24 protein-coding genes are annotated in these 21,255 nt (G+C 40.7%); 12 read left to right on the top strand and 12 right to left on the bottom strand.

The window, feature by feature from the left end:
* Window positions 1–2 precede the first annotated feature (2 nt).
* Genes G6W43_RS02435 through galE form a run of 4 tightly spaced genes read right to left on the bottom strand, consistent with a single transcriptional unit; the run spans window position 3 to window position 3,986 of the window.
* Entirely contained in the window at window positions 3–1,235 is a 1,233-nt protein-coding gene (locus G6W43_RS02435; protein ID WP_002939912.1) for a nucleotide sugar dehydrogenase, read from the bottom strand.
* Window positions 1,232–1,675, bottom strand: a complete 444-nt coding sequence (locus G6W43_RS02430) for an ecotin (RefSeq protein ID WP_194169059.1) — start codon at window positions 1,673–1,675, stop codon at window positions 1,232–1,234. The genes G6W43_RS02435 and G6W43_RS02430 overlap by 4 nt, the downstream gene beginning before the upstream one ends.
* On the bottom strand, window positions 1,672–2,994 hold the full coding sequence (locus tag G6W43_RS02425; RefSeq protein WP_103617188.1) for a UDP-glucose dehydrogenase family protein: 1,323 nt from the start codon (window positions 2,992–2,994) through the stop codon (window positions 1,672–1,674). The genes G6W43_RS02430 and G6W43_RS02425 overlap by 4 nt, the downstream gene beginning before the upstream one ends.
* An 8-nt stretch (window positions 2,995–3,002) precedes the next feature.
* Entirely contained in the window at window positions 3,003–3,986 is a 984-nt protein-coding gene (gene galE / locus G6W43_RS02420) for a UDP-glucose 4-epimerase GalE (RefSeq protein ID WP_194169058.1), read from the bottom strand.
* Between the two features lie 188 nt (window positions 3,987–4,174).
* Here galE and G6W43_RS02415 point away from each other — a divergent pair, with 188 nt between their 5' ends.
* Window positions 4,175–5,215 (top strand): LLM class flavin-dependent oxidoreductase, encoded by a 1,041-nt coding sequence (locus G6W43_RS02415; protein WP_194169057.1) that lies wholly within the window; start codon window positions 4,175–4,177, stop codon window positions 5,213–5,215.
* Here G6W43_RS02415 and G6W43_RS02410 read toward each other — a convergent pair.
* The 4 genes from G6W43_RS02410 to G6W43_RS02395 are packed head-to-tail and all read right to left on the bottom strand — an operon-like array spanning window position 5,212 to window position 8,728.
* Window positions 5,212–6,060, bottom strand: a complete 849-nt coding sequence (locus G6W43_RS02410; protein WP_194169083.1) for a DNA ligase — start codon at window positions 6,058–6,060, stop codon at window positions 5,212–5,214. The genes G6W43_RS02415 and G6W43_RS02410 overlap by 4 nt on opposite strands.
* Window positions 6,060–6,638: a DNA-3-methyladenine glycosylase I gene (locus tag G6W43_RS02405; protein ID WP_103617191.1), complete on the bottom strand. Its 579-nt coding sequence runs from the start codon at window positions 6,636–6,638 to the stop codon at window positions 6,060–6,062. The genes G6W43_RS02410 and G6W43_RS02405 overlap by 1 nt, the downstream gene beginning before the upstream one ends.
* On the bottom strand, window positions 6,639–7,697 hold the full coding sequence (locus tag G6W43_RS02400) for an NAD-dependent epimerase (RefSeq protein ID WP_194169056.1): 1,059 nt from the start codon (window positions 7,695–7,697) through the stop codon (window positions 6,639–6,641).
* A gap of 20 nt (window positions 7,698–7,717) precedes the next feature.
* Window positions 7,718–8,728, bottom strand: coding sequence for a 3'-5' exonuclease (locus tag G6W43_RS02395; protein ID WP_107796985.1), 1,011 nt, complete (start codon window positions 8,726–8,728; stop codon window positions 7,718–7,720).
* 63 nt (window positions 8,729–8,791) lie between these two features.
* On the opposite strand from G6W43_RS02395, the gene waaC reads away from it, so the two are divergent.
* The 6 genes from waaC to G6W43_RS02365 are packed head-to-tail and all read left to right on the top strand — an operon-like array spanning window position 8,792 to window position 14,281.
* Window positions 8,792–9,766 (top strand): lipopolysaccharide heptosyltransferase I, encoded by a 975-nt coding sequence (waaC, locus tag G6W43_RS02390; protein ID WP_107970051.1) that lies wholly within the window; start codon window positions 8,792–8,794, stop codon window positions 9,764–9,766.
* The gene (locus G6W43_RS02385) at window positions 9,759–10,652 is read left to right on the top strand and encodes a lipid A biosynthesis lauroyl acyltransferase (RefSeq protein ID WP_194169055.1); all 894 of its coding nucleotides are present in this window, start codon (window positions 9,759–9,761) and stop codon (window positions 10,650–10,652) included. Before waaC ends, G6W43_RS02385 begins: the two co-directional genes overlap by 8 nt.
* Window positions 10,646–11,350 (top strand): glycosyltransferase family 2 protein, encoded by a 705-nt coding sequence (locus G6W43_RS02380; RefSeq protein ID WP_107936358.1) that lies wholly within the window; start codon window positions 10,646–10,648, stop codon window positions 11,348–11,350. Before G6W43_RS02385 ends, G6W43_RS02380 begins: the two co-directional genes overlap by 7 nt.
* Entirely contained in the window at window positions 11,347–12,417 is a 1,071-nt protein-coding gene (gene rfaQ, locus G6W43_RS02375) for a putative lipopolysaccharide heptosyltransferase III (protein WP_012140205.1), read from the top strand. The genes G6W43_RS02380 and rfaQ overlap by 4 nt, the downstream gene beginning before the upstream one ends.
* Complete coding sequence (locus G6W43_RS02370; RefSeq protein ID WP_194169054.1) at window positions 12,414–13,487, top strand: glycosyltransferase family 4 protein; 1,074 nt, start codon at window positions 12,414–12,416, stop codon at window positions 13,485–13,487. The genes rfaQ and G6W43_RS02370 overlap by 4 nt, the downstream gene beginning before the upstream one ends.
* Window positions 13,484–14,281 carry a polysaccharide deacetylase family protein gene (locus G6W43_RS02365; RefSeq protein WP_194169053.1) on the top strand — a complete coding sequence of 266 codons (798 nt, stop codon included), beginning with the start codon at window positions 13,484–13,486 and terminating at the stop codon, window positions 14,279–14,281. The genes G6W43_RS02370 and G6W43_RS02365 overlap by 4 nt, the downstream gene beginning before the upstream one ends.
* 9 nt (window positions 14,282–14,290) lie before the next feature.
* Here G6W43_RS02365 and G6W43_RS02360 read toward each other — a convergent pair whose 3' ends face one another.
* Together G6W43_RS02360 and G6W43_RS02355 are read right to left on the bottom strand one after the other, a co-directional pair.
* Entirely contained in the window at window positions 14,291–15,061 is a 771-nt protein-coding gene (locus tag G6W43_RS02360) for a polysaccharide deacetylase family protein (RefSeq protein WP_194169052.1), read from the bottom strand.
* On the bottom strand, window positions 15,058–16,107 hold the full coding sequence (locus tag G6W43_RS02355) for a glycosyltransferase family 4 protein (protein ID WP_103575622.1): 1,050 nt from the start codon (window positions 16,105–16,107) through the stop codon (window positions 15,058–15,060). The genes G6W43_RS02360 and G6W43_RS02355 overlap by 4 nt, the downstream gene beginning before the upstream one ends.
* A gap of 189 nt (window positions 16,108–16,296) precedes the next feature.
* On the opposite strand from G6W43_RS02355, the gene G6W43_RS02350 reads away from it, so the two are divergent.
* Together G6W43_RS02350 and waaF are read left to right on the top strand one after the other, a co-directional pair.
* The gene (locus G6W43_RS02350) at window positions 16,297–17,328 is read left to right on the top strand and encodes a glycosyltransferase family 4 protein (RefSeq protein ID WP_194169051.1); all 1,032 of its coding nucleotides are present in this window, start codon (window positions 16,297–16,299) and stop codon (window positions 17,326–17,328) included.
* Complete coding sequence (gene waaF, locus G6W43_RS02345) at window positions 17,325–18,278, top strand: lipopolysaccharide heptosyltransferase II (RefSeq protein WP_194169050.1); 954 nt, start codon at window positions 17,325–17,327, stop codon at window positions 18,276–18,278. The genes G6W43_RS02350 and waaF overlap by 4 nt, the downstream gene beginning before the upstream one ends.
* Before the next feature lie 43 nt (window positions 18,279–18,321).
* Here waaF and G6W43_RS10740 read toward each other — a convergent pair whose 3' ends face one another.
* Window positions 18,322–18,579 (bottom strand): SelT/SelW/SelH family (seleno)protein, encoded by a 258-nt coding sequence (locus G6W43_RS10740; RefSeq protein ID WP_257639680.1) that lies wholly within the window; start codon window positions 18,577–18,579, stop codon window positions 18,322–18,324.
* 81 nt (window positions 18,580–18,660) lie between these two features.
* On the opposite strand from G6W43_RS10740, the gene G6W43_RS02335 reads away from it, so the two are divergent.
* From G6W43_RS02335 to G6W43_RS02325, 3 genes are all read left to right on the top strand, one after another.
* Window positions 18,661–19,212 (top strand): DJ-1 family glyoxalase III, encoded by a 552-nt coding sequence (locus G6W43_RS02335; RefSeq protein ID WP_002939714.1) that lies wholly within the window; start codon window positions 18,661–18,663, stop codon window positions 19,210–19,212.
* A gap of 224 nt (window positions 19,213–19,436) precedes the next feature.
* Window positions 19,437–19,682 carry an RNA recognition motif domain-containing protein gene (locus tag G6W43_RS02330; protein ID WP_009294719.1) on the top strand — a complete coding sequence of 82 codons (246 nt, stop codon included), beginning with the start codon at window positions 19,437–19,439 and terminating at the stop codon, window positions 19,680–19,682.
* On the top strand, window positions 19,660–20,553 hold the full coding sequence (locus G6W43_RS02325) for a glutamate--tRNA ligase family protein (protein ID WP_149702955.1): 894 nt from the start codon (window positions 19,660–19,662) through the stop codon (window positions 20,551–20,553). The genes G6W43_RS02330 and G6W43_RS02325 overlap by 23 nt, the downstream gene beginning before the upstream one ends.
* Here the strand turns inward: G6W43_RS02325 and G6W43_RS02320 are convergent.
* Window positions 20,539–21,246, bottom strand: coding sequence for a DUF6882 domain-containing protein (locus G6W43_RS02320; protein WP_194169049.1), 708 nt, complete (start codon window positions 21,244–21,246; stop codon window positions 20,539–20,541). The genes G6W43_RS02325 and G6W43_RS02320 overlap by 15 nt on opposite strands.
* Window positions 21,247–21,255: the final 9 nt, after the last annotated feature.

The following is a 21,255-nucleotide window of genomic DNA, read 5'->3' as shown; positions in this document are numbered from 1 at the left end:
CCTTACAGCCTAGCGTCAGCCTCTGGGTAGATATTTTTTATATCATAAACCAAGTGGCCTTTTAGGTTGAGCTTTTTAAATTCATTGTGAGCTACGGCGATCACGATGCAGTCGTAGTCGTCTAGGTTATACTCTTTTACTAGATCAAAGCCGTACTCATGTTTTACTTCAGCGCTATCAGCCCAAGGATCAGTCACATCGACCTTGCAGCCAAAGTCTTTTAGCTCATCAACCACGTCTATAACGCGAGAATTTCTTATATCTGGGCAGTTTTCTTTAAATGTCATGCCAAGAACAAGCACGCGCGCTTTGTTGATAAGCACGCCTTTTCTTATCATTAGCTTTATCACCTGATCGGCTGCATATCTGCCCATATCATCGTTGATACGGCGACCTGCTAGGATCATTTCAGGGTTGTAGCCAACCTCTTGAGCTTTGTGAGTTAGATAGTATGGATCTACGCCGATGCAGTGACCGCCAACTAGACCTGGACGGAAATTTAAGAAATTCCACTTCGTACCAGCAGCCTCAAGCACGTCGATAGTGTTGATGTGAAGCTTTTCAAAGAGCATCGCAAGCTCGTTTATAAAGGCGATGTTGATGTCGCGCTGAGTGTTTTCGATAACCTTTGCAGCCTCTGCTACTTTGATGCTTGAAGCTTTGTGAGTGCCAGCTGTGATGATAGAGCGGTAAATTTCATCGACCTTGTCAGCGATCTCTGGAGTTGAGCCACTTGTGATCTTTTTGATCTTTGTAACAGTGTGCTCTTTATCGCCTGGGTTTATGCGCTCTGGAGAGTAGCCGCAGAAGAAGTCTTTGTTAAATTTAAGCCCGCTTTTTTCAAGAAGTGGCACGCAAATTTCTTCTGTAACGCCTGGATAAACGGTGCTTTCATAGACAACGATGTCGCCTTTTTTAAGCACTTTTGCTACGCTCTCAGTCGCTTTTACCACCGGGGTTAGATCAGGGCGTTTGTTCTTATCTATCGGAGTTGGGACGGTTACGATGAAGAAGTTGCAACTTCTGATGTCATCTAAATTTAGGCTAAATTTCATGCCATTATCGATCGCTTTTTTCATCTGCTCGTTGCTAAGCTCAAGCGTTCTATCATAGCCACTTTTAAGTTCTTCTATACGTTTTGCATTTACGTCAAAGCCGACTACTTCGTACTTTTCACTAAAAGCTGCTGCTAGTGGAAGTCCCACATATCCAAGTCCTACTACTGCTATTTTCATTTCTCTTTCCTTTTTAAAATTTTTGGTTTTATTGTTTCTACACGTTCATAAATTCTTATCTCTGCGCCCACGCCTTGCGGAGTTACGATCTTAATGGGGCTAATACCAGGCAAAATTTGAGTAAATTCATAATAAATTTGCCTCTTTTTATTTTTGCCATTGCAAGGCTTAAGCAGCTCATCATCTGCGCTAAATTCATAATAAACCCCGCTTTTATCCTCTTTTTTATCTAAATGTCCGCCCTCTAGCATAGCAAATTCACAATCCATTTGCACCTCTTTAAAAAATGCAACTTCATATTTAAAATAATCATTCGGCATCTTTGAGACGGGCAGCTCAAAAACCTGCTCTTGCATCTTTGCTTCGCTTTTGCCTGCCTCATAGCTAGCAAAAAGCGCAAAAGGCAATAAACAAGCTATGAGAGATAAAATTTGCTTCATGCTTTGACGCCTATCTGAAAATACTTAAAGCCATGCTCAGCTAAAGCTTTAGCGTTATACTGGTTGCGTCCATCAAATATGACAGCATTTTTTAACCTCTCTTTGATCTCCATAAAATCAGGCGATCTAAACTCACTCCACTCTGTCACAAGCACCATTGCATCGGCGTTATTAAGAGCGTCATATTTATTTTTAGCATATTTCACATCTAAATTTGGCATATATTTTTTAGCTTCTTCGCTCGCTTTTGGATCGTAAGCGACCACTTTTGCACCAGCCTCGTCTAAAAGCTTTATCAAAGTTAGCGAGCTAGCCTCTCTCATATCATCGGTATTTGGCTTAAACGCAAGCCCCCAAAGTGCGATCGTCTTGCCCTTTAGATCGCCGCCAAAAAAGTTATAAATTTTATCAAATAGCACTCTTTTTTGAGCCTTATTTCTTGACTCGACCGCGTTTAAAAGCTCTGGCTCAAAGCCATTTTGTCTAGCTGTATAGATGAGCGCCTCGACGTCTTTTGGAAAGCAACTACCGCCATATCCGCAGCCTGGATAGATGAAGCTATATCCGATCCTTGAGTCGCTGCCGATGCCCTTTCTTACCAAATTTACATCAGCGCCCACGCGTTCGCAGATATTTGCTATCTCGTTTATAAAGCTTATTTTGGTTGCTAACATCGAATTTGCAGCGTATTTTGTCATCTCGGCTGATTTTACGTCCATACAAATGAGCCTGTCGTGATTTTTCATAAATGGCTCATAAAGCTCCCTCATCACGCTAAAGCCCCACTCGCTGCTAGCTCCGATAACAACGCGGTCTGGCTTTAAAAAGTCCTCAACCGCCGCGCCCTCTTTTAAAAACTCTGGGTTTGAGACGACTTCAAATTTAACATCTAAATTTCTCTTTTTAAGCTCAGCTTCGATCACCTCATGCACCTTAGCTCCAGTGCCCACTGGAACGGTTGATTTATCGACTACGATTAGCGGTTTGCTTAAATTTTCTCCGATCGATTTGGCAACTGAAAGCACATATTTTAAATCCGCCTGCCCGTCAGCGCCCATAGGCGTGCCAACTGCGATAAATAGCACATCTGCATGCTCTAGCGCCTCGGTTATCTGCGTGCTAAATTTAAGCGAGCCATTTTTGTAGCACTCACTCACGATATCAGCAAGCCCAGGCTCATATATAGGCACGACGCCGTTTTTTAGTGCCTCGATCTTTTTGCTATCGACATCGACGCAGATGACGCTATTGCCCATTTTGGCAAAACACGCACCACTTACTAGTCCAACATATCCGGTTCCAATTACTGCTATTTTCATGTTTTCCCCTAAATTCTCTTTTCCCACTCAAGGGCAGTTTTTATGATGAGCGCTAGATCGTCTCTTTTTGGCTTCCAGCTTGTTAGCGAGCGCAGTTTGCTTGCGTTTGAGATGAGGATAGCTGGGTCGCCGTCCCTTCTTGGCGCATTTTGCACCTTGAAATTTACTCCGCTTACCTTTTTTGCGCTCTCGATCACCTCTTTTACGCTAAATCCCCTGCCGTATCCCACGTTAAAGGTTTCGCTGCCGTTTTCTCCGATATACTCCAGCGCGCTTATATGAGCATCTGCTAGGTCGCTAACGTGGATGTAGTCTCTAACACAAGTGCCATCTTTCGTCGCGTAGTCATCGCCAAAGATACCCATGCTATCGCGCTTGCCAAGTGCTGTTTGCACGGCTACTTTGATAAGGTGCGTGGCGTTTGGATAGTTTTGACCGATAAGCCCCTCCTCGTCCGCACCTGCTACGTTAAAGTAGCGCAAAATCGCAAATTTGAAATTTTCATTTGATGCGGCGTAGTCTTTGATGATCTGCTCGCTCATGAGCTTGCTTCTGCCGTATGGATTTATCGGATTTGTAGGTGTTGTTTCGCTAACCTCCGCCACGTCTGGCTCGCCATAAACTGCGGCAGTTGAGCTAAATATAAATTTATTTACGTTGTAAGTTTTTGCGTATCTTAGCACTCTTGCGACGTTTGCGGTGTTGTTTAGATAGTATTTTAGCGGCTCGCTCATACTCTCAAAAACCTCGATAAATGCTGCAAAATGGATGATTGCATCAAATTTGCCATTTGCGAAAATTTCGCTTAGATCATCCTCTAAATTTGCATTTATAAATTTAAAATTTCCTATATTTTTGAGTGCCTCAAGTGCTTTTTGTGAGCCCTTGCAGAGATTGTCGATGATGGTTATCTCATCTTTGCCTTGCTTTAAAAGTGCTTTTACTACGTGGCTGCCGATGTATCCAGCTCCACCTGTTACTAAAATTTTCAAGTTTAAGCCTTTCATTAAAAGTGTGTAATTTTATCAAAAATAGAGTAAAGCAAAAGTAAAGCAAGGTTAGTTTTTAAAATTTGCCTAAAAGCTGCAAAATAGATCTTTGCCTTTATAAATTTAAAATAGACTTACAATCTATTTTAAATTTAATCTTTATAATCCTTCATCTACAAAAAAGGATAAAAATGGAAGTCTCGATATTAAATTTACTACCGATAAAGCAAGGCGGTGACGCAAAAGCTGCCATAGATGCAGCCGTTAGACTAGCTATTTTTGCCGAAGATATCGGCATAAAGCGCTACTGGATCGCTGAGCATCACAATATGAGAAATTTAGCTAGCTCAGCCACACAGCTCATCATCGCGCACATCTTAGAGCACACAAAGAGCCTGCGCGTGGGCTCTGGCGGCGTGATGTTACCAAACCACAGCCCCTACTCTATCGCAGAGCAGTACGCCACCATTGAGACGATATTTCCTAACCGCGTCGATCTTGGGCTAGGCAGAGCTCCAGGGACTGACCAAGATACAGCTGCAGTGCTTAGACGAGGCGCAAGAGAGATAGAGTTTGACCTGCAGATAAACGAGCTAATGGACTATTTTAACGCCAAAAGAGCCGTGAAAGCCTATCCAAAAATTGAAAAATTTCCGCCCATCTACATACTTGGCTCAAGCATATATAGCGCATACGTGGCGGCTGAGTTTGGCCTGCCTTACGCCTTTGCGTCGCACTTTGCACCACGTGCGCTAGAAAAAGCGGTAGAAATTTATCGTCAGAATTTCAAGCCATCCCACTTTCTTGCCACACCTTATGTCATCGCAGGAGCAAATGTGATAATAGCCCAAACTGACGAGCTAGCAAAGAGTTTAGCAACTACGCAAACGCAGTTTTTCTTAAACGTGGTCACTGGCGAAAAAGAGTATTTGCAACCACCAAAAAAAGATAACGACGAGGTCTTTGCTGCCTCTTACAAAACAGGCATCAAAGCTCCACATTTTGGGCCGATCGACTTTAGGCAAATAGAGCTAAAAAACAGAGAGAGAATCGTCACAGAAGAGATGATGGCGTGCTCTTTCATAGGCTCAAAACAAAGCGTTAAAGAACAAATTTTAGACTTTCAAAATAGGCTTGAAGTCGATGAGATCATGGCTCAAAGTTTCATTTTTGATGAGGAGGCGCAGCTTAGCTCTTTTAGGGTGTTAAAAGAGACCATAGATGAAATTTAATCCTCTCTAACCCTTAAAAATATAGGAAATCTTGGCTTGCCATTAGAGGTTAAATTTTGAAATTTATATGTGATGATAGAGCCTATCTTTGGGGGATTTGTGCGCTGCTCGTCGCTTAGTCCTGAGCCTATTTTAAAGATAGTGCCCTCTTTTGGCTCGCCAGCTTTTTCTTCTTTATCTTTGCCGCCAAGCGCCCTGCAAGTGAGCGAGCCAGCAAGATTAGCGTATTTGCCGCTGCCTTTATTTATAGAAACAACCTCGCACTCAGCGTCTTTAAATTTCTTAAATTTAAGTGCATTTTTGCTTCGTTTTCGCTCGTAGGGCGCATTTGGCTCACGCACGACTGCTCCCTCGCCGCCTTTTGCGACAATGTCCTTTGTAAATTTTAAAAATTGAGCGTTATCGCGCATTTTTATCTGTTTTATGATGATTAAATTGTCATTTGGCTCATTTTTTAGAAATTTAGCCAAAACTTCAAGCCTATCAAGCAAGCCGCCACTTGCCTCTGGTACGTCAAAAACGTGAAATTTAAGCCTGCCCCACGCCTTTTCATCTGGCAGCTTATCCATCACGGTCGCTTGAATCTCTTCAAATTTAAGCTCTTTTGCGTAAAGCTCGCCATCAAGTGCAAATTTGGGGAAATTTTTAGTAAAACTTGACGGTGCATTTAGCTTTTTGCCATGCCTTGAGAGCAAATTCTCTCCGTCCCAGTAGGCACGCACGCCATCAAGCTTCTCACTAGCTAGCCAGCCACTGACGTTTTGATCTTTATACTCGCTAAGGCGTAATAGTTCAAGAGAAAATGCAAAATTTAAAAGCACCAAAAGTGCAAAAACTATCCTAATCAGCCTTTTGCCTTGCAAAAACAATAGTCCATATGATCATCCACCACGCCCACGCTTTGCAAAAAGGCATAGGTGCTAACAGAGCCTAGAAACTTAAACCCTCGCTTTTTTAACTCCTTTGCCACAAAATGAGACATAGGCGTAGTTGCCGGCACTTGCTTGATATTTTGGTAGTGATTGATGATCTGCTTGCCGTCAAATTTGGGGTCAAATTTTCTTAGTAAATGTCCCCAAAGATAGTAATAAAAGCTGCCAAATTCTTTCGTTACTGATAAAAATGCAAGGGCGTTTGTGGCAAGCGATTTTAGTTTTAGTCTATTGCGTATCAGTCCTTCGTTTTGCATAAATTTAGCCATCTCAGCCTCGCCATAAAGCTTGATCTTTTCAGGGTCAAAGCCGTCAAACGCCGCTCTCATAGCCTCTCTTTTTAGAAGTACTCCATGCCACGAAAGTCCTGCTTGAAAGCCCTCTAAAACTATCATTTCAAAAAATTTTCTATCATCTTTTATGACCTTGCCCCACTCATTGTCGTGGTAGGCTATATCAAGCTCGCCCTTGGCCCACTCGCAACGTCTCATTTAAATTTTGATCCCGTAAAACTCGCTATACCACTCGACAAATTTAGCCACGCCGTCGTTTACTTTTGTATTTGGCTTGTAGTCAAAGTCAGCCACCAAGTCGCTCACGTCTGCAAATGTCGCTGGCACGTCGCCTGCTTGAAGTGGGAGAAAATTTTTCTTGATCTCGCGGCCGATCTTTATCTCAACTGCCTTGATGTAGTCCATGAGCTCGACTGGGCTGTTGTTGCCGATATTATAGACCTTAAACGGCGCTTTTGAAGTGGCAGGGTCTGGGTGCTTTGCGTCCCAGTTTGGATTTGGTTTAGCTGGGTTGTCGATGCACTTGATGATGCCCTTTACGATGTCATCCACGTAGGTAAAGTCGCGCTTCATCTTGCCGTAGTTAAAGACGTCGATGGTTTTATCTTTAAGCGCGGCATCAACAAACAAAAATAGCGCCATATCAGGGCGTCCCCATGGTCCATAAACCGTAAAAAAGCGAAGTCCGGTCGTTGGCACGTTAAATAGGTGGCTATAAGTGTGCGCCATCATCTCGTTGCTCTTTTTGGTCGCTGCGTAGAGGCTTATAGGGTGATTGACCCCCTCGTGTGTAGAAAATGGCATGTTTTCATTTAGTCCATAAACCGAGCTAGAGCTTGCATAGACTAAATTTTTGATCTCATTGTGGCGGCAGCACTCGAGGATGTTCATAAAGCCCGTGATGTTGCTGTCGATGTAGGCTTTTGGATTTATGAGCGAGTAGCGAACGCCAGCTTGTGCGGCTAAATTTACCACTACGTCAAATTTCTCCTTAGTAAAAAGCTCTTTCATCGTCTTTTCATCAGCAAGGTCTGCTTTTATAAATTTTAAATTTGGATGCGTTTTTGAGGTGATAAGCTTACCATACTCTATCTCGCTCACGTCAAAACCTGCCGTTTTTAGGCGTGCAAGCTTTAAATTTACGTCGTAATAGTCGTTTATCACGTCATATCCAACGACCTCATCCCCACGCGCCACAAGGGCATTTGCAAGGTGAAATCCTATAAATCCAGCTGTTCCAGTTACTAAAATTTTCATATTTTTCCTTTCATTCTGACTTATTCGTCGTCTAAATTTATCTCAGGCACTTTCTCTTCAAAAAGTGTCTTGCTCTTTGGCTCTTTTGGCTTTAGATCGCTTGCTTTTTTAAGCAAACCGCCCAGCATATCGCGGTTTAGCTCCTCTTTGCTAATGGGCCTTACATCATCAAATTCGCTAAATTCCAAAGCCTCTTTATCTACCTTGATCTCGTAGTCTAGCTGTCCGTTAAGCCTTGCTAGCTCGTCGCTTATCGCAGAGCAAAAGACCTCAGTGTATCCCCTGTGAGCGCAGTTTTTAGCTAGAAATTCGCTCATCACGTTTAGGTGATTTATATAGTCATCTTGCAAGATATTTGCCTGCAAAAGCTCAAATTTCAAAAATAGCCAGTAGGTGTTAAGCACGTCGCTTTCGCAGTATTCGTTTATCTTATCAAGCTCGCCTGCGTAGTATAGCTCAAGCACCTGATCGCCATGAACGTCGTATTTGCCAGGTAAATTTAAGCTAGCACAAAGCGTATCAAGCTTTAGCCCTCTAACACTTCCAAAATCGCTTATAAAATCAAGCAAATCAAGGTGAAATTTAGGCGAATACCTTGCCCTATAATTTTCCCATTTGTTTTTGTTTAGCTCTTTGTTTTCGCTCTCATAATATGCCGCTGCGTTTAGGTTGTAGCGCATCGCACGCACCATTAGCATAGGCAGGTCAAAGCCACGGCCGTTAAAGCTAACAAGCCTTGGGTTATAATCATTTATAAATTTTAAAAATTTAGCGATGATCTCGCGCTCGTCCTTGCCCTCCATCGTGCTGACTTTTAAAAATTTGCCGTACTCATCGGCCATCACCGCAGAGATCGCCACAACTCTATGAAACATCACAGGCAAAAACTCACTCCCACTGGCCTCTTTTTGCAAGGCCATAGCCTGCACGCTCACATCTTCGTCGCTTCCGTCGATGCTGTAAACTTTTCTTATCAAATTTGCATCAGGTATCGTCTCGCAGTCAAAGACGCAGATGTAACTTTTCGCCATTTTAGCCCTTTTTTAAGCATTTTTTTTTAAAATCATACCAAAAATTTATATTTAAAGTAGCCAATGCAAGATAAAAATCAACTAAAAATAGCCATCGTAAAGCTTTCGGCACTTGGGGACATCGTCCATGCAGCCATCGTGCTTCAGTTTATCAAAAAGCACTGCCCAAATGCTCACATCACATGGCTGGTTGATGCCCGTTTTGCAAGCCTTTTAAAAGACCATCCACTTATCGACGAGCTAGTCATTTTGCCGCTTAAAGAGAGCTTTAAAAAGAGTTACAAGATCATAAAAACGCTTGGTAAATTTGACAAGATCATCGACCTGCAGGGACTTTTCAAATCAGCCGTCGTCGCAAAACTACTTGGCAAAGAAATTTATGGCTTTAGCAGAGAAAGCGTCAAAGAAAAGATCGCAGCCAGGCTTTATAGGCATAAATTTAAGATCGACTACAACGAAAATATCATAGTTAGAAACCTAAGCCTCGTTGGATACGCCTTAAATTTTAGCTTTGACAGAGATGAAATTTTAAAAAAATCGCCCTGCTTTGAAATTTGCAAAAAGTTTAAAAACGAAAGTGGTAAAAAACGCGTTTTAATCGCTGCTTTTGCAAGCGAAGAGAGCAAAATTTATGACAAATTTAAAGATGTGATTAGACTACTTGATGGTTGCGAAATTTACCTTTGCTACGGGAGTGAGAGCGAAAAAGCAAGGGCTGAGGCGATCATTTCAGGCACCAAAGCAAAACTGCTTGAAAAACTAAGCATAAAAGATATGATAGATTTTATCGCGAGCTGCGATCTAGTAATCGGCAATGATAGCGGTCTAACGCACCTTGCATGGGCTGTAAATAGGCCTTCTATCACGCTTTTTGGCAACCGACCAAGCCACCGCAATGCCTACGTCACGGACAAAAACTTAGTTGTTGATATGGGTAAGCAAATAGATGCTAGAAGTATCGATAAAAACGACTTTTGCATAAGAGAAATTTACCCTGAAACGGTTGCAAATTTCGCAAAAAGGCTGCTAAATGGATAGGCTATATCTAGCTGGCTTTTATACCTTGAAATTTCTTATATTTATATTGCCAAGCTCCCTTCAAAACATGCTTGCTAAATTTTTAGCATTTGCATTTATGAAGCTTAAAAAAAAGCGTTTTCACGTCGTGATGACAAATTTAGACCTTGCATTTGGCGAGACAAAAACTAAAGGAGAGAAGCTAGAGATCGCCAAAAAATGCTACTACAACTTTGCAAAATACCTTGGCATAAATTTTATCCTCAATCAAAACACGACAAAGCAAAAGATACTTGAGCAAGTTGTTTTTAAAAATGAGCACTTTTTGCTTGATGCGATGAAGTCTGGTCGGCCTATCATCGTCACAACGGCGCACTTTGGGCAGTGGGAGATATTTCCTCTAGCTGTCGCAGCTCATTTTGGGCCATCTTCGGTGCTTGGCAGAAGGCTTGATAGCAGCGTCATGGATAAAATTTTAAGAGCAAACAGAGTGCAGTTTGATGTGGAGCTAATCGACAAAGATGGCGGCGCAAAAGATATCTTAAAAGCGCTAAAAGCTAGGCGAATAGTAGGAATTTTAGTCGATCAAAATACCGCGCCAAAAGATGGCATAAAGGTGCAGTTTTTTGGCAAAGATGTGCTTCACACGCCAGCGGCAAGCGTGCTAGCTCAAAAGACAAATGCCCTTATCATAAACGCATTTATCTACCAAAAAGGTGAAAATTTAAATGAAATTTGCTTTGAAGAGCCAATAGATATAAGCACGTTTGATAAAGAAGATGCCGTGCAAAAAGCGACGCAGATGCAGTGCAGTGCGTGCGAAGAGATGGTTAGAGCAAGGCCAGAAGAGTACTTTTGGTTTCACCAAAGGTTTAAGAGATTTTACGAAAATGAGTATAAATGCTAAGCGTTGTCATTTTGACTTTTAATAGCGAAAAGTACCTAAAAGAGGTGCTAGATAGCGCTAAATTTGCTGATGAGATCATCGTGGTTGATAGCGGTTCAAAAGATAGCACAAGGCAAATTTGTGATGGCTTTAGCAATGTGAAATTTCACGAGCAAGCTTGGCTTGGATTTGGCGCGCAAAAGCAAAAGGGCGTGGATCTAGCCAAAAACGAGTGGGTATTTGTGCTTGATAGCGACGAGGTGATAACAGACGAGCTTAAAAATGAGATCATTAGCACATTAAAAGAGCCTAAATTTATGGCTTATAACGTTGCCAGGCTAAATTTTTTCTTTGGTAAAGCGATAAAAAACATGGGGCTATATCCGGACTACACGGTGAGACTTTTTAATAAAAATTTTGCCAAATTTGATGGCAGAGCTGTGCATGAAAAGGTTGTTTTAAATGACGGCTCACAAAGGCTTGGAGCGCTTAAAAACCACTTCTTGCACTACGCGTATGAGAGCATCGAACAGTTTATCGCCAAGCAAAATCGCTACTCAAGCATGGGCGCAAAAAGAAATTTGCTAAAGGCGCTTACAAGCCCTGCTTGGACATTTTTTAAGCTTTATGTGCTAAAAGGTGGCTTCAAAGAGGGCTTTGCTGGCTACGTTATCGCTAGGCTTTACGCCCAGTACACATTTTGGAAATATATAAAATGAAAATACTTGTGATTAAATTTAGAAACATCGGCGATGTGCTTTTGACAACGCCACTCATTGAAAACCTGCACCACTACTACCCAGATGCGACCATCGACTTCGCCCTAAATAAAGGCACAGAAGCGATGATAGAAGGCAATCCTTATATAAATAAAATCCACATTTACGATAGGCAAAGTGCAAATTCTGGCTTTTTTAAAAAGCTAATTACCGAGCTAAAATTTATAAGAGCGATCAAAAAAGAGAAGTACGATATGGCGGTGCAAACGACCACTGGAGACCGCGGAGTCATCATCTCAAAATACGCCAAGATCAAAAAGATAGTTGGCTTTTTAGGCAAGCACAATGCGATAAACAAACTTTTAAGCGTAAAGGCAAAATACTACGAAAATTTCTCTCATACGGTTGATCTAAATTTAAACGCGCTAAGGGCTTTGGGCTTTGAGCCAGTGAGTAAAAAAGTGAGCGTTTTTTCAGACGAGAGCATGGAGCATCTAAATTTACCAAAACGCTTTGTACACGTGCATCTAACAAGCCGCTGGATGTTTAAATGCGCAAACGACGAGAGTATGGCAGAGCTCATCGACTACTGCGAAAACGAGCTAAATGTAAAGGTCGTGCTAACAAGCGACAACAAAGAAAATGAGCTAAATAAGCTTGCAAATGTGCTAAAAATTTGCAAAAGCGAGCCTATAAATTTAGGTGGCAAGCTAAGCCTAAAACAAACGATCGCCCTCTCAAAGCGCTCAAGTCTCTTTATCGGCGTCGATACTGCGATCATGCATATAGCCGCTGCAAATGACGTGCCAGTGATCGCCTTTTTTGGCCCAAGTAATGCTTACGAGTGGGGACCATGGGATAATAACTTAATGCGAAATGGCTACACAGCGCAAAATGGCATCCAAAGCATGGGTAAGCACATCGTCTATCAAAAGAACTGGGACTTTGTGCCATGTGATAAAGAGGGTATAAAAGAGAACGGCATCGAAAAGACTTTAATGGACTTTAGCGATGAAATGGGACAGATAAAGGCGAAAATAAGATCAAATTTGGAGCTAGCGCAATGAACATCCTCCACACGCAGACGCTTTTTAACTGGGGTGGCGAGCAAAACAAGACACTAAATGAGATGCGTTTCATGCGTGAAATGGGTCATGAAGTGATGCTCTTTTGCAACCCAAATTCGCAGATCGAAAGCATCGCAAAAGAAGATGGATTTAAGGTCATAACGCACGAGATGAATAAGAAAAATTTTCATAAAAGCGTGCCAGCGTTTTGCGAAGCGATAAGCTCAAATAATATAGATGTCGTGATCACACATGGCTCAACTGATAGCTGGGTCGGCGCCATAGCTGGGCTTTTTTACCGCAAAAGAGGCGTTAAATTTTATAAAGAAAGACACAATCTTTTCCCTATAAATGGGTTTGTTTCTAAATTTATGCATAAAAAGCTTTTTGACAAAATTTTATACATCTCAGGTAGCGTCAAAGAGTATCTCCTAAACATCGGCGTTAGCGAAGATAGGCTCTTTTTTATGCCAAGCACGGTTGATGCTGAAAAGATTGATAGCACAAAAAGCACTTTTAGAGATGAGTTTCATATCGCCAAAGATGAGCTAGTCATCGGCACTTTTACCTCACTTTACCGCAAAAAAGGGGTCTTTGACTTCGCAAGTGCTGCAAAAGAAATTTTAAAGACAAAGGATGCGACTATTGTATTTTCTGGCAACATTAGTGACGGCACAAAAGAGCAGATCACCTCTATGTTTGATGAAAAAGATAAGATCATCTTCACTGGCTTTAGAAATGACGCGGCAAATATTATAAAAAGCTTTGATATCTACGTATTTGCCTCGCACTCTGAGGGGCTTGGCACAGTACTACTTGAGGCGATGAGCTCAAAGGTGCCAGTCGTGGTCTATGATAACGCGCCGATGAACGTGCTAGTTAAAGATAAAGAGCGTGGGATTTGTGCTAGAAATTTAGATGAAATTTCACTAAAAGAGTGCATTTTAGAGCTGATAAATGAGCCTGAAAAAGCCAAAATTTACTCTCAAAACGCCTTTAAATTTGTGGATGAAAACTTTAGCCACAAGGTGCTAAAAGAGGCTATAAGAAATTTACTGGAGCAAAAATGAACTACCCAGTTTGTGTGCTAACGATGCACCACTGCAATAACAATGAAAACGACTTTGCCATTAAGCCAGAGCTATTTAAAAAAGCGCTTCTTATGGCGCTTGATGAGGGCTATAAATTTATAAATTATGGCCAGTTTAAAGATATCGTGGCTGGCAGAGCAAAGGCTCGCAAAAAGAGCATTTTGCTAACTTTTGATGATGGATATTTTGACAATTATAAATTTGCATTTCCTATCTTAAAAGAGCTAAATATCCCAGCCGTTTGTTTTTTGATAACAGATAAGATCAAGGATTTTAAAAGGCAGGATTATGATTTTTCGTTTAAAAAACACAAAGAGATCGACTACGACAAAGACGCGGAGTATTTTTTAAATTTAGATGAGATCAGGCAGATGCAAGAGAGCAGGCTTTTTGAATTTGATAGCCACACAGCGAGCCACTTTTCTTGCAGAAGTGACGATGAGGCAAAGCTAAGAGAGGAGTTTTCTAGCTCGCTTGCCAAGATAAAAGAGCTATTTCCAGAAAAAAAAGAATTTGGCTTTTGCTTTCCAAAAGGGCATTTTAACGAGCTTTCGCAAAGGATAGTTAAAGAGTATTACGGCTTTGCTTTTAGCGTGATAGATGGTGGATTTTGCACGGGAGATGATAAATTTAAGATAAGGCGTATCGATATCTCAAACAACGCAAAGAGCGAGAGCGACTACATTTTTAGGATCAAAAAGAAGCTTTTTATTTATTCGACTCCATTTATTGGCAAATTTTACTCAGACCTTAGAAATAGAAGCTTTAAATAGCGCTTAGCTCTAACTCCTAAGAAAAGCATAAATAGATCCCAAAAAGTCATTTTGATAGATAAACATAGTCTTTTTAAGCCACTTTTCGTCGCGCTTTGTCACTATGCGTTTTATCTCCTCTAAGTTACCATCGGCCTTGTTTATGCCGCGTTTTGTCGTGAAAAATGCCTTGTAGCCATGCTTTTTAGCAGCACTTAGATACTCGTCATTATATTTGCCTCTTGGCCAGCAAAGCGACTCATCTTCAAAGCCAAAATTTTTCTTCATAAACTCACGGCAAAGACCAAATTCCTCATCCAAGCTAAGCCGTCCAAAATATCCATCAAAATGCCCGTGCGTATGCGAATGAAAACAAAAGCAGTCCTTCATCTTCTCGATCTGCTCTAAATTTAAGATCACATCTTGCGGCCTACTTGGAGCAAGCCTCTTGCACTCGTTGTGATCGACGTTTAAAAAACTAGCAGGCCTCATCTCATGGGCCTTTTGTGCTGCCTCTATCCAGCCAGTTATTATAAATATATTTGCTTTTAGTCCAAATTCTTTCACGATAGGATAGGCATAGATGTAGTTATCCATCCAGCCATCGTCAAATGTTATGCAAACGCTCTTTTTAGGCACCTCAAGCTCACCCTTTTTGTATGCGATAAATTCATTTATGCTTAGCGTTTTATAACCATTTTCGGCTAGAAATTTCATGTGCGATCTAAACTCATCCACGCTACTAGCGATAAATCCACTCTTTTCAAGCACATGGTGATACATCAAAACTGGTACGCTCATTTTACAAGCTCCATATATAAATTTTGTGTGTTTTCTATCATTTTTTCAATGCTAAATGTCTCTTTGACGTACTCTCTGCCAAATTCACCCATCTGCTTTCTTAAATTTTCATCCAAAATGAGCCTTTCAAGCACCTTTTTTAGCTCCTCTTTGTTGCCATTTTCAAATAAAAATCCGCTTTTGCCATTACTCACTGCCTCACCAAGGCCGCCCACATCGCTTCCGATGGTAGCTAGCTTACACGAAGATGCCTCAAGTAGCGCCCCACCGATAGCCTCCATGTCTGAAGGTAACACGCAAATATCAAGTGAGCCTAAAAAGTCGCTCACGTCGGTTCTGTTGCCAAGCATGAAGATATTTTTCTTATCTTTTATATACTCGTGTAAATTTTTATTTTGAGGACCGTCGCCAACGATAAAAAGGGCTGATTTTTCTAAATTTAGCTCGCTAAATGCATCGATTAAAAGCTTATGATTTTTAGCAGCTCTTAGCACTGCAACGATGCAAATGCCCACCACATCGTCACTTAGCCCAAATTCTTTTTTCATATTTATCTTAAATTCTGACGTGTATTTTTGCGTGTCGATGCCTGTATAAATTTTTAGCACCTTCTCTTTTTTCACACCTCTTTTGATAAGATCAGCGCAAACTGAGTTGCAAACGCCAACTACTTTGGTGCTTAGGTTGTAAGGTATGGGAGAGCTTATAGGCAGCTGCAAATGCCTAGTACGAACCACGCTAACGCCACAAATTTTGCCCACGATAGCGCCTATGGTGCCATCTTTACCCGAGTGAGTTGAGATGATTTTTATATTATTTTGCTTTACAAATTTGCAAATTTTTAAAATTTCAAAGATATTAAAAGACTTTTTGAGGTTAAACTCGACAAATTCGCACTCTATCTGCTTTTCAAGGCTTTTTGAACCAGGATTTAACCCATAAAAAACCTTAAATTTGCTCTTATCTAGTCCGTTTATCACGCGCTGCGTGCGGTGCTCTTGCCCACCAAATCCCAAAGAGCTTTCAAGCTCAAGTATGTTTATCATTATTTTTCCTAGCTTCAATATCGCTTAAATTAGCGATTTTTAGGGCATTATAGCTAAAATTTTTTTAATTTTATTTTTAAGCATTTTACTATTTGTTTTTGATAAAATAAATCCCTTAAAATAAAAATCAAATGCCTTATTAATAATTATTAATGCTACTTATCTGGGCACTGGCTTTAGGAGTTATAGATGAAAAAAATAGTATTTTTAAGAACTAATCCAAACGCAGTTGGAGGTGCTGAAAGATACTTAAGAAGGCTTGTTAAGGCTATAAATGAGCTTGGTATCCAAACAGAAATTCGCTCATATCTTGGAGATGCTGGCATATCTTCTTGGAAAAAAGCTCTAAATTTTAACCGCCAAGTAAAACGCCAAAAAAAAGAGGACGAGTTTTATTTTAGCCTAGAGCGAGTAAGCTGCGCCGATATCTACAGGGCTGGAGACGGAGTGCATAAGGTTTATAGGGCGACAAAGAGCTTTTGGTGGCTAAACCCCCTAAATTTCGTCTATCCATACTTAGAGAAAAAGTGCTTTAAAAACTCCCAAAAGATCATCACAAACTCAAATTTCATCAAAGAGCAGATCATCGCGACTTACGGCATAGAGCCTGAAAAGATCACGACTATTTATAACGGCGTAAATTTACCCCAAAGGGTGCAAAAAGCTGAGGCAAAGCTCACGCTTTGTGAGGAATTTGGACTTAAATTTGAGCTTGCGACCCTGCTTTTCGTGGGAAATGGCTTTAAAAGAAAGGGGCTAAAAGAGTTTTTACTCCTTGCTTCAAAGCTAAAAACGCCCGTAAATACGCTCATTGTCGGCAAAGACAAAAACATCTCAAGCTACAAACGCCTCGCCAAAAAACTTGGGCTAAACGCCTACTTTGTCGGCGAGCAAAAGAGCACGGCGAAATTTTATGAGGCGAGCGATATTTTTATCTTTCCAACGCACTATGAGCCATTTTCAAATGTCGTGCTAGAGGCGCTTAGCTTTAAAAACGTGGTCTTTACGACGGCTCAAAATGGCGCTAGCGAGATTTTAGAAGATAAATTTGTGCTTCAAAGCCCAAATGATGAGAGCGCGCTGGAGTTTATAGATGAAATTCTCACAAACCATAAGCTTTTAGCGAGCCTACAAGAGAAGGCTTACGAGCTTTCTTTAAATTTTAGCATCGAAAAAAATGCCGCTCTTACGCTTGATGTTATAAAAGATGCCTTAAAATGAGAGTTTTTATAGAGCTTCCAACCTGGCTAGGCGATAGCGTTATGGCAAGCGCTGCGATTGAAAATTTAGTGCAAAATGAAAAGAATTTGCAAATCGTTTTTTTTGGCTCATTTGTAGCTTGCGAGCTTTACAAAAGCCATCCAAACTGCGAAAAAGTGGTCGTTGATGAGAGCAAAAAGGCTAAATTTAGATTTTTATCTCTTGCTAAAAGTGCTAAAAGTCTTGGTAAATTTGATATAGCGCTTAGCTTTAGAAGCTCGTTTGCTAGTAAATTTTTGCTATTTTTTATAAACGCTAAGAAAAAAGCCATCTTTAAAAAGAGCAAAACCGTCCTTCATCAGGTGCTAAAATATGCAAATTTTGTAAAAAATGCCCTAGGCCTAAGCGAAATTTCTACTCAGCTAAAGCTACATTTTACACCTCAAATTTCAGCTAAAAAAACACTAGCACTAAATCCAGGTGCGAGCTACGGAAGTGCGAAAAGATGGTACCCAGAGTATTTTGCTCAGGTGGCTTTAAATTTTAAAGATGAGTTTGAGATTGTCATCTTTGGCGGCAAAGGCGAGCAAGAAATTTGTGAAAAAATAGAGCAAATTTTAAAAGAAAATGGCGTAGCTTGCCAAAATTTAGCTGGCAAAACAAGCGTCAAAGAGCTTTGTGAGCGCATAGCTGGGCTTAGTAAAAATGGCGTTTTCGTCACAAACGATAGCGGCCCTATGCACGTAGCTGCAGCCTTTCATGTGCCAACGATCGCTCTTTTTGGACCGACAAAATTTAGCGAAACCTCGCCCTGGGACAATAAATTTGCAAAGATAGTGCATCTAAATTTAGCTTGCATGCCCTGTATGAAGCGAGTTTGCCCACTAAAAACGCACGCTTGTATGAAAGATCTAAAGCCACAAATGGTAATAGATGAGATAAATTTACTAAGAAAAGAGAGTGGGATTTAGGCAAAAAATAGAACGAGGCAGTTGCCTGCCCCGCTAGTTAGCATTAAGCCGACTTTTCTTTGAGATATTTGTTTATAAGCGTTGTGATCTCTTCGCCGTGTGGGAACCTTGACTCATCGTTTCCGATGCGATCTTTTTTAGAAAAGATAACGTTTCCATCAACCTCGACGATGAAATTTCCACCATCACCTACAACCAACTCGACTCTTGCATCACTAAAGTTCGCTTTTATTTCATCTTCTACACGAGAAGCTACCGGACGATAGTTTCAAGAGTTGCAGTAAATAATTTTTACTTGCATGCTCTGTCCTTTCTTGTGAAATAAGTTTTGATTATATAAAATTTATCCTAACAAACAGATAACACGAGAAAGGACGATTTTATGAAAAAGGTAGCCGTAATCTTAGCTGATGGTTTTGAGGAGATCGAGGCGCTAACCTCCGTCGATGTTTTACGCAGAGCAGGCGCGATAGCATCTATCGCTAGCTTGAAGGACGCGCAGATCAGAGGTGCTCACAATATAAATGTAAAAGCTGATGTCACACTTCGTGAAGTGGAGGAGCTAGACTATGATGCGATCGTGCTTCCAGGAGGCCTGCCTGGCGCAGAAAATCTCGCAAATGACGCCAAACTAAGAGAAATTTTGCAAGAATTTGATAAAAAAGGTAAGCTAATTTGTGCCATTTGTGCCGCTCCTATGGTGCTTGAGCGAGCTCGTGTGCTAAAAGAGCATTTTGTCTGCTATCCTGGCTTTGAAGAAAATGTAAGAAGCGACAAAAGAGGCTACGTGAGCGATAAAAACGTGCTAAAAGATCAAAACATCATCACTGGCAAGGGACCTGCTTTTTCTATGGAATTTGCACTTTTTATAGTGAAAAATTTGCTTGGCGAAGAGGCTTATCTTAAAGTAAAAAATGATTTACTTTATAAATAGTTTATAAAAAAATTGTAATTTTTTATTTAATTATTCTACTTAAACTTAAGGATAAATTTTGTTTAATGATAGATATTATAATGCCGTATTGTTGCAATTTGTTGCATTTAAGGATATTTTTTAAAAATTTGTAATATTTTTTTTGATTTTTACATCTTTTTGACGGAAATAAGCTATTATTTCTCTAATCGATCAGATCGATAATTTTTTTAAGGAATAATCCTGTGAACATTTATGTAGGAAATTTGTCGTATAGAACGACAGAGGCAGAGTTGAAGGAAGCTTTTGCACAATTTGGTGAAGTAAGGCGCGCAAAAATCGTAAAAGATAGAGAGACAGACCGCTCAAAGGGCTTTGGCTTTGTTGAGATGGACGACGCGAACGAGGGCCAAAAGGCGATCGACGCACTAAATGAAAAAGAACTTGGCGGACGCACTTTAAGAGTAAATGAGGCTAGACCAAGGGATTAATGACTATTTGCCACCATCTGGTGGCATAGTCTCTCGCATAGCTCCGACGCCAAGCGGCTACCTGCACGCTGGCAACGCCTACAACTTTATCCTGACTTATCTTCTGACGCGCTCACTGGGTGGCGTTTTGCACCTAAGGATTGATGATTATGACCTTGGCAGGTACCGGCGCGAATTTGTTCAAAATATCTTTGACGTGTTAGAATTTCTGGGGCTAGATTACGACAAAGGTGCCACAGGCGTTAGTGACTTTGAGCGTAATTTTAGCTTTAAAACAAGAGCTAAAAGATATGAAAACGCACTTGAAAAGCTAGATGAAATTTACATTTGTGAGTGCACAAGAGCCACGAAAGATGCCTATGAAAACGGCATTTACACTAAAATTTGCAAAGATAAAAAGTTAAAATTTATAAAAGATAAAACCGCTATCAGACTAAGTGTTGATGAAAATGACGAGCTTGGCAGGCAAGTGGCAGCGCAGATGGGCGATTTTGTCATTTATAAAAAGGATTTTACTCCAGCTTATAACTTTGCAAGCGTCATTGACGATGAAGATATGGGAGTAAATTTAGTGGTTAGAGGCGAGGACTTGCTGCCTTGCACGCTAGCTCAAAGATACCTTGCAAAAAGGCTAAATTTTAGCTTTTTAAATGCTAAATTTATCCACCACAAGTTACTTTTAAACGGAGCCAAAAAGCTTTCTAAAAGCTCCAAGTCGCCGCCTATTGATCTAAACCAAAATCCTCAAATTTATTACAAAATGTTAGCAAACGATCTTGGACTAAATTTAAACTCAGCAGATAAAATTTCAAACTTGCTTTATGAATTTAGGCTTAAAAATATAGCTGAATTATTGCTAAATCGCACCTGAAATATTTACGAGCCTATTAAGATCATCAAATTTAAAGCTAAGTTCATCTTTAAACTTAGCTACTATCTCATCCTTATTTTCGCTAAATTTTATCTCGCTGCCCAGCAAAAGTCCTTTTGTAAAAAGCCTGTGATCAAGCTCATAGGCGCTTATGCACTCATTTACTACGCTTACTACTTCGCTTGCAAAAACTGGCTCTTTAAAGATAGTCTCCGCCCTAAATGCAACGTACGCAGCGCCTCCGTCGTAATCAATCTTATAATAGCTTAGCTCCTCGCCAAGCGCCACGCAAGCAACCATACTGAGCGTATGACCATTTATATTTTCGTCCAGCTCAAACTGCGCCGTGCTAAACGCTTCAAGCCCAAATTTCTCGCCAAACTCACGCGCTCTATTTGCAAGGCTAAGCAAGCGCTCATCAAAGCCATTGATATTTTCATAGCCCCAAAGCCAAGTGTTAGACGAAAAGCTCTCAGAGCCGATAAACTGCATATCAAACTCCTGCTTGTCAAAGCAAATTTTGCCACTTTCAAAGTCGGCTTGCCACTTGCTAGCCTCAACCACTTGCTTAAAAAGCCGTTTTTGAAGGAGCATCGCTCTGCCAAGGCAAGCGCTAAAAAGCTCACTCCAGTTACTTTTATCTATGCCAAGCTCATCTAAAAAATAGCTCTTTTTTCTAAAAATATCAAACATTTCTTGTCC

Origin of the sequence: Campylobacter concisus, from assembly GCF_015229965.1 — a bacterium.
GTDB lineage: Bacteria > Campylobacterota > Campylobacteria > Campylobacterales > Campylobacteraceae > Campylobacter_A > Campylobacter_A concisus_BD.
This window is presented reverse-complemented; position numbering and strand designations above follow the sequence as displayed.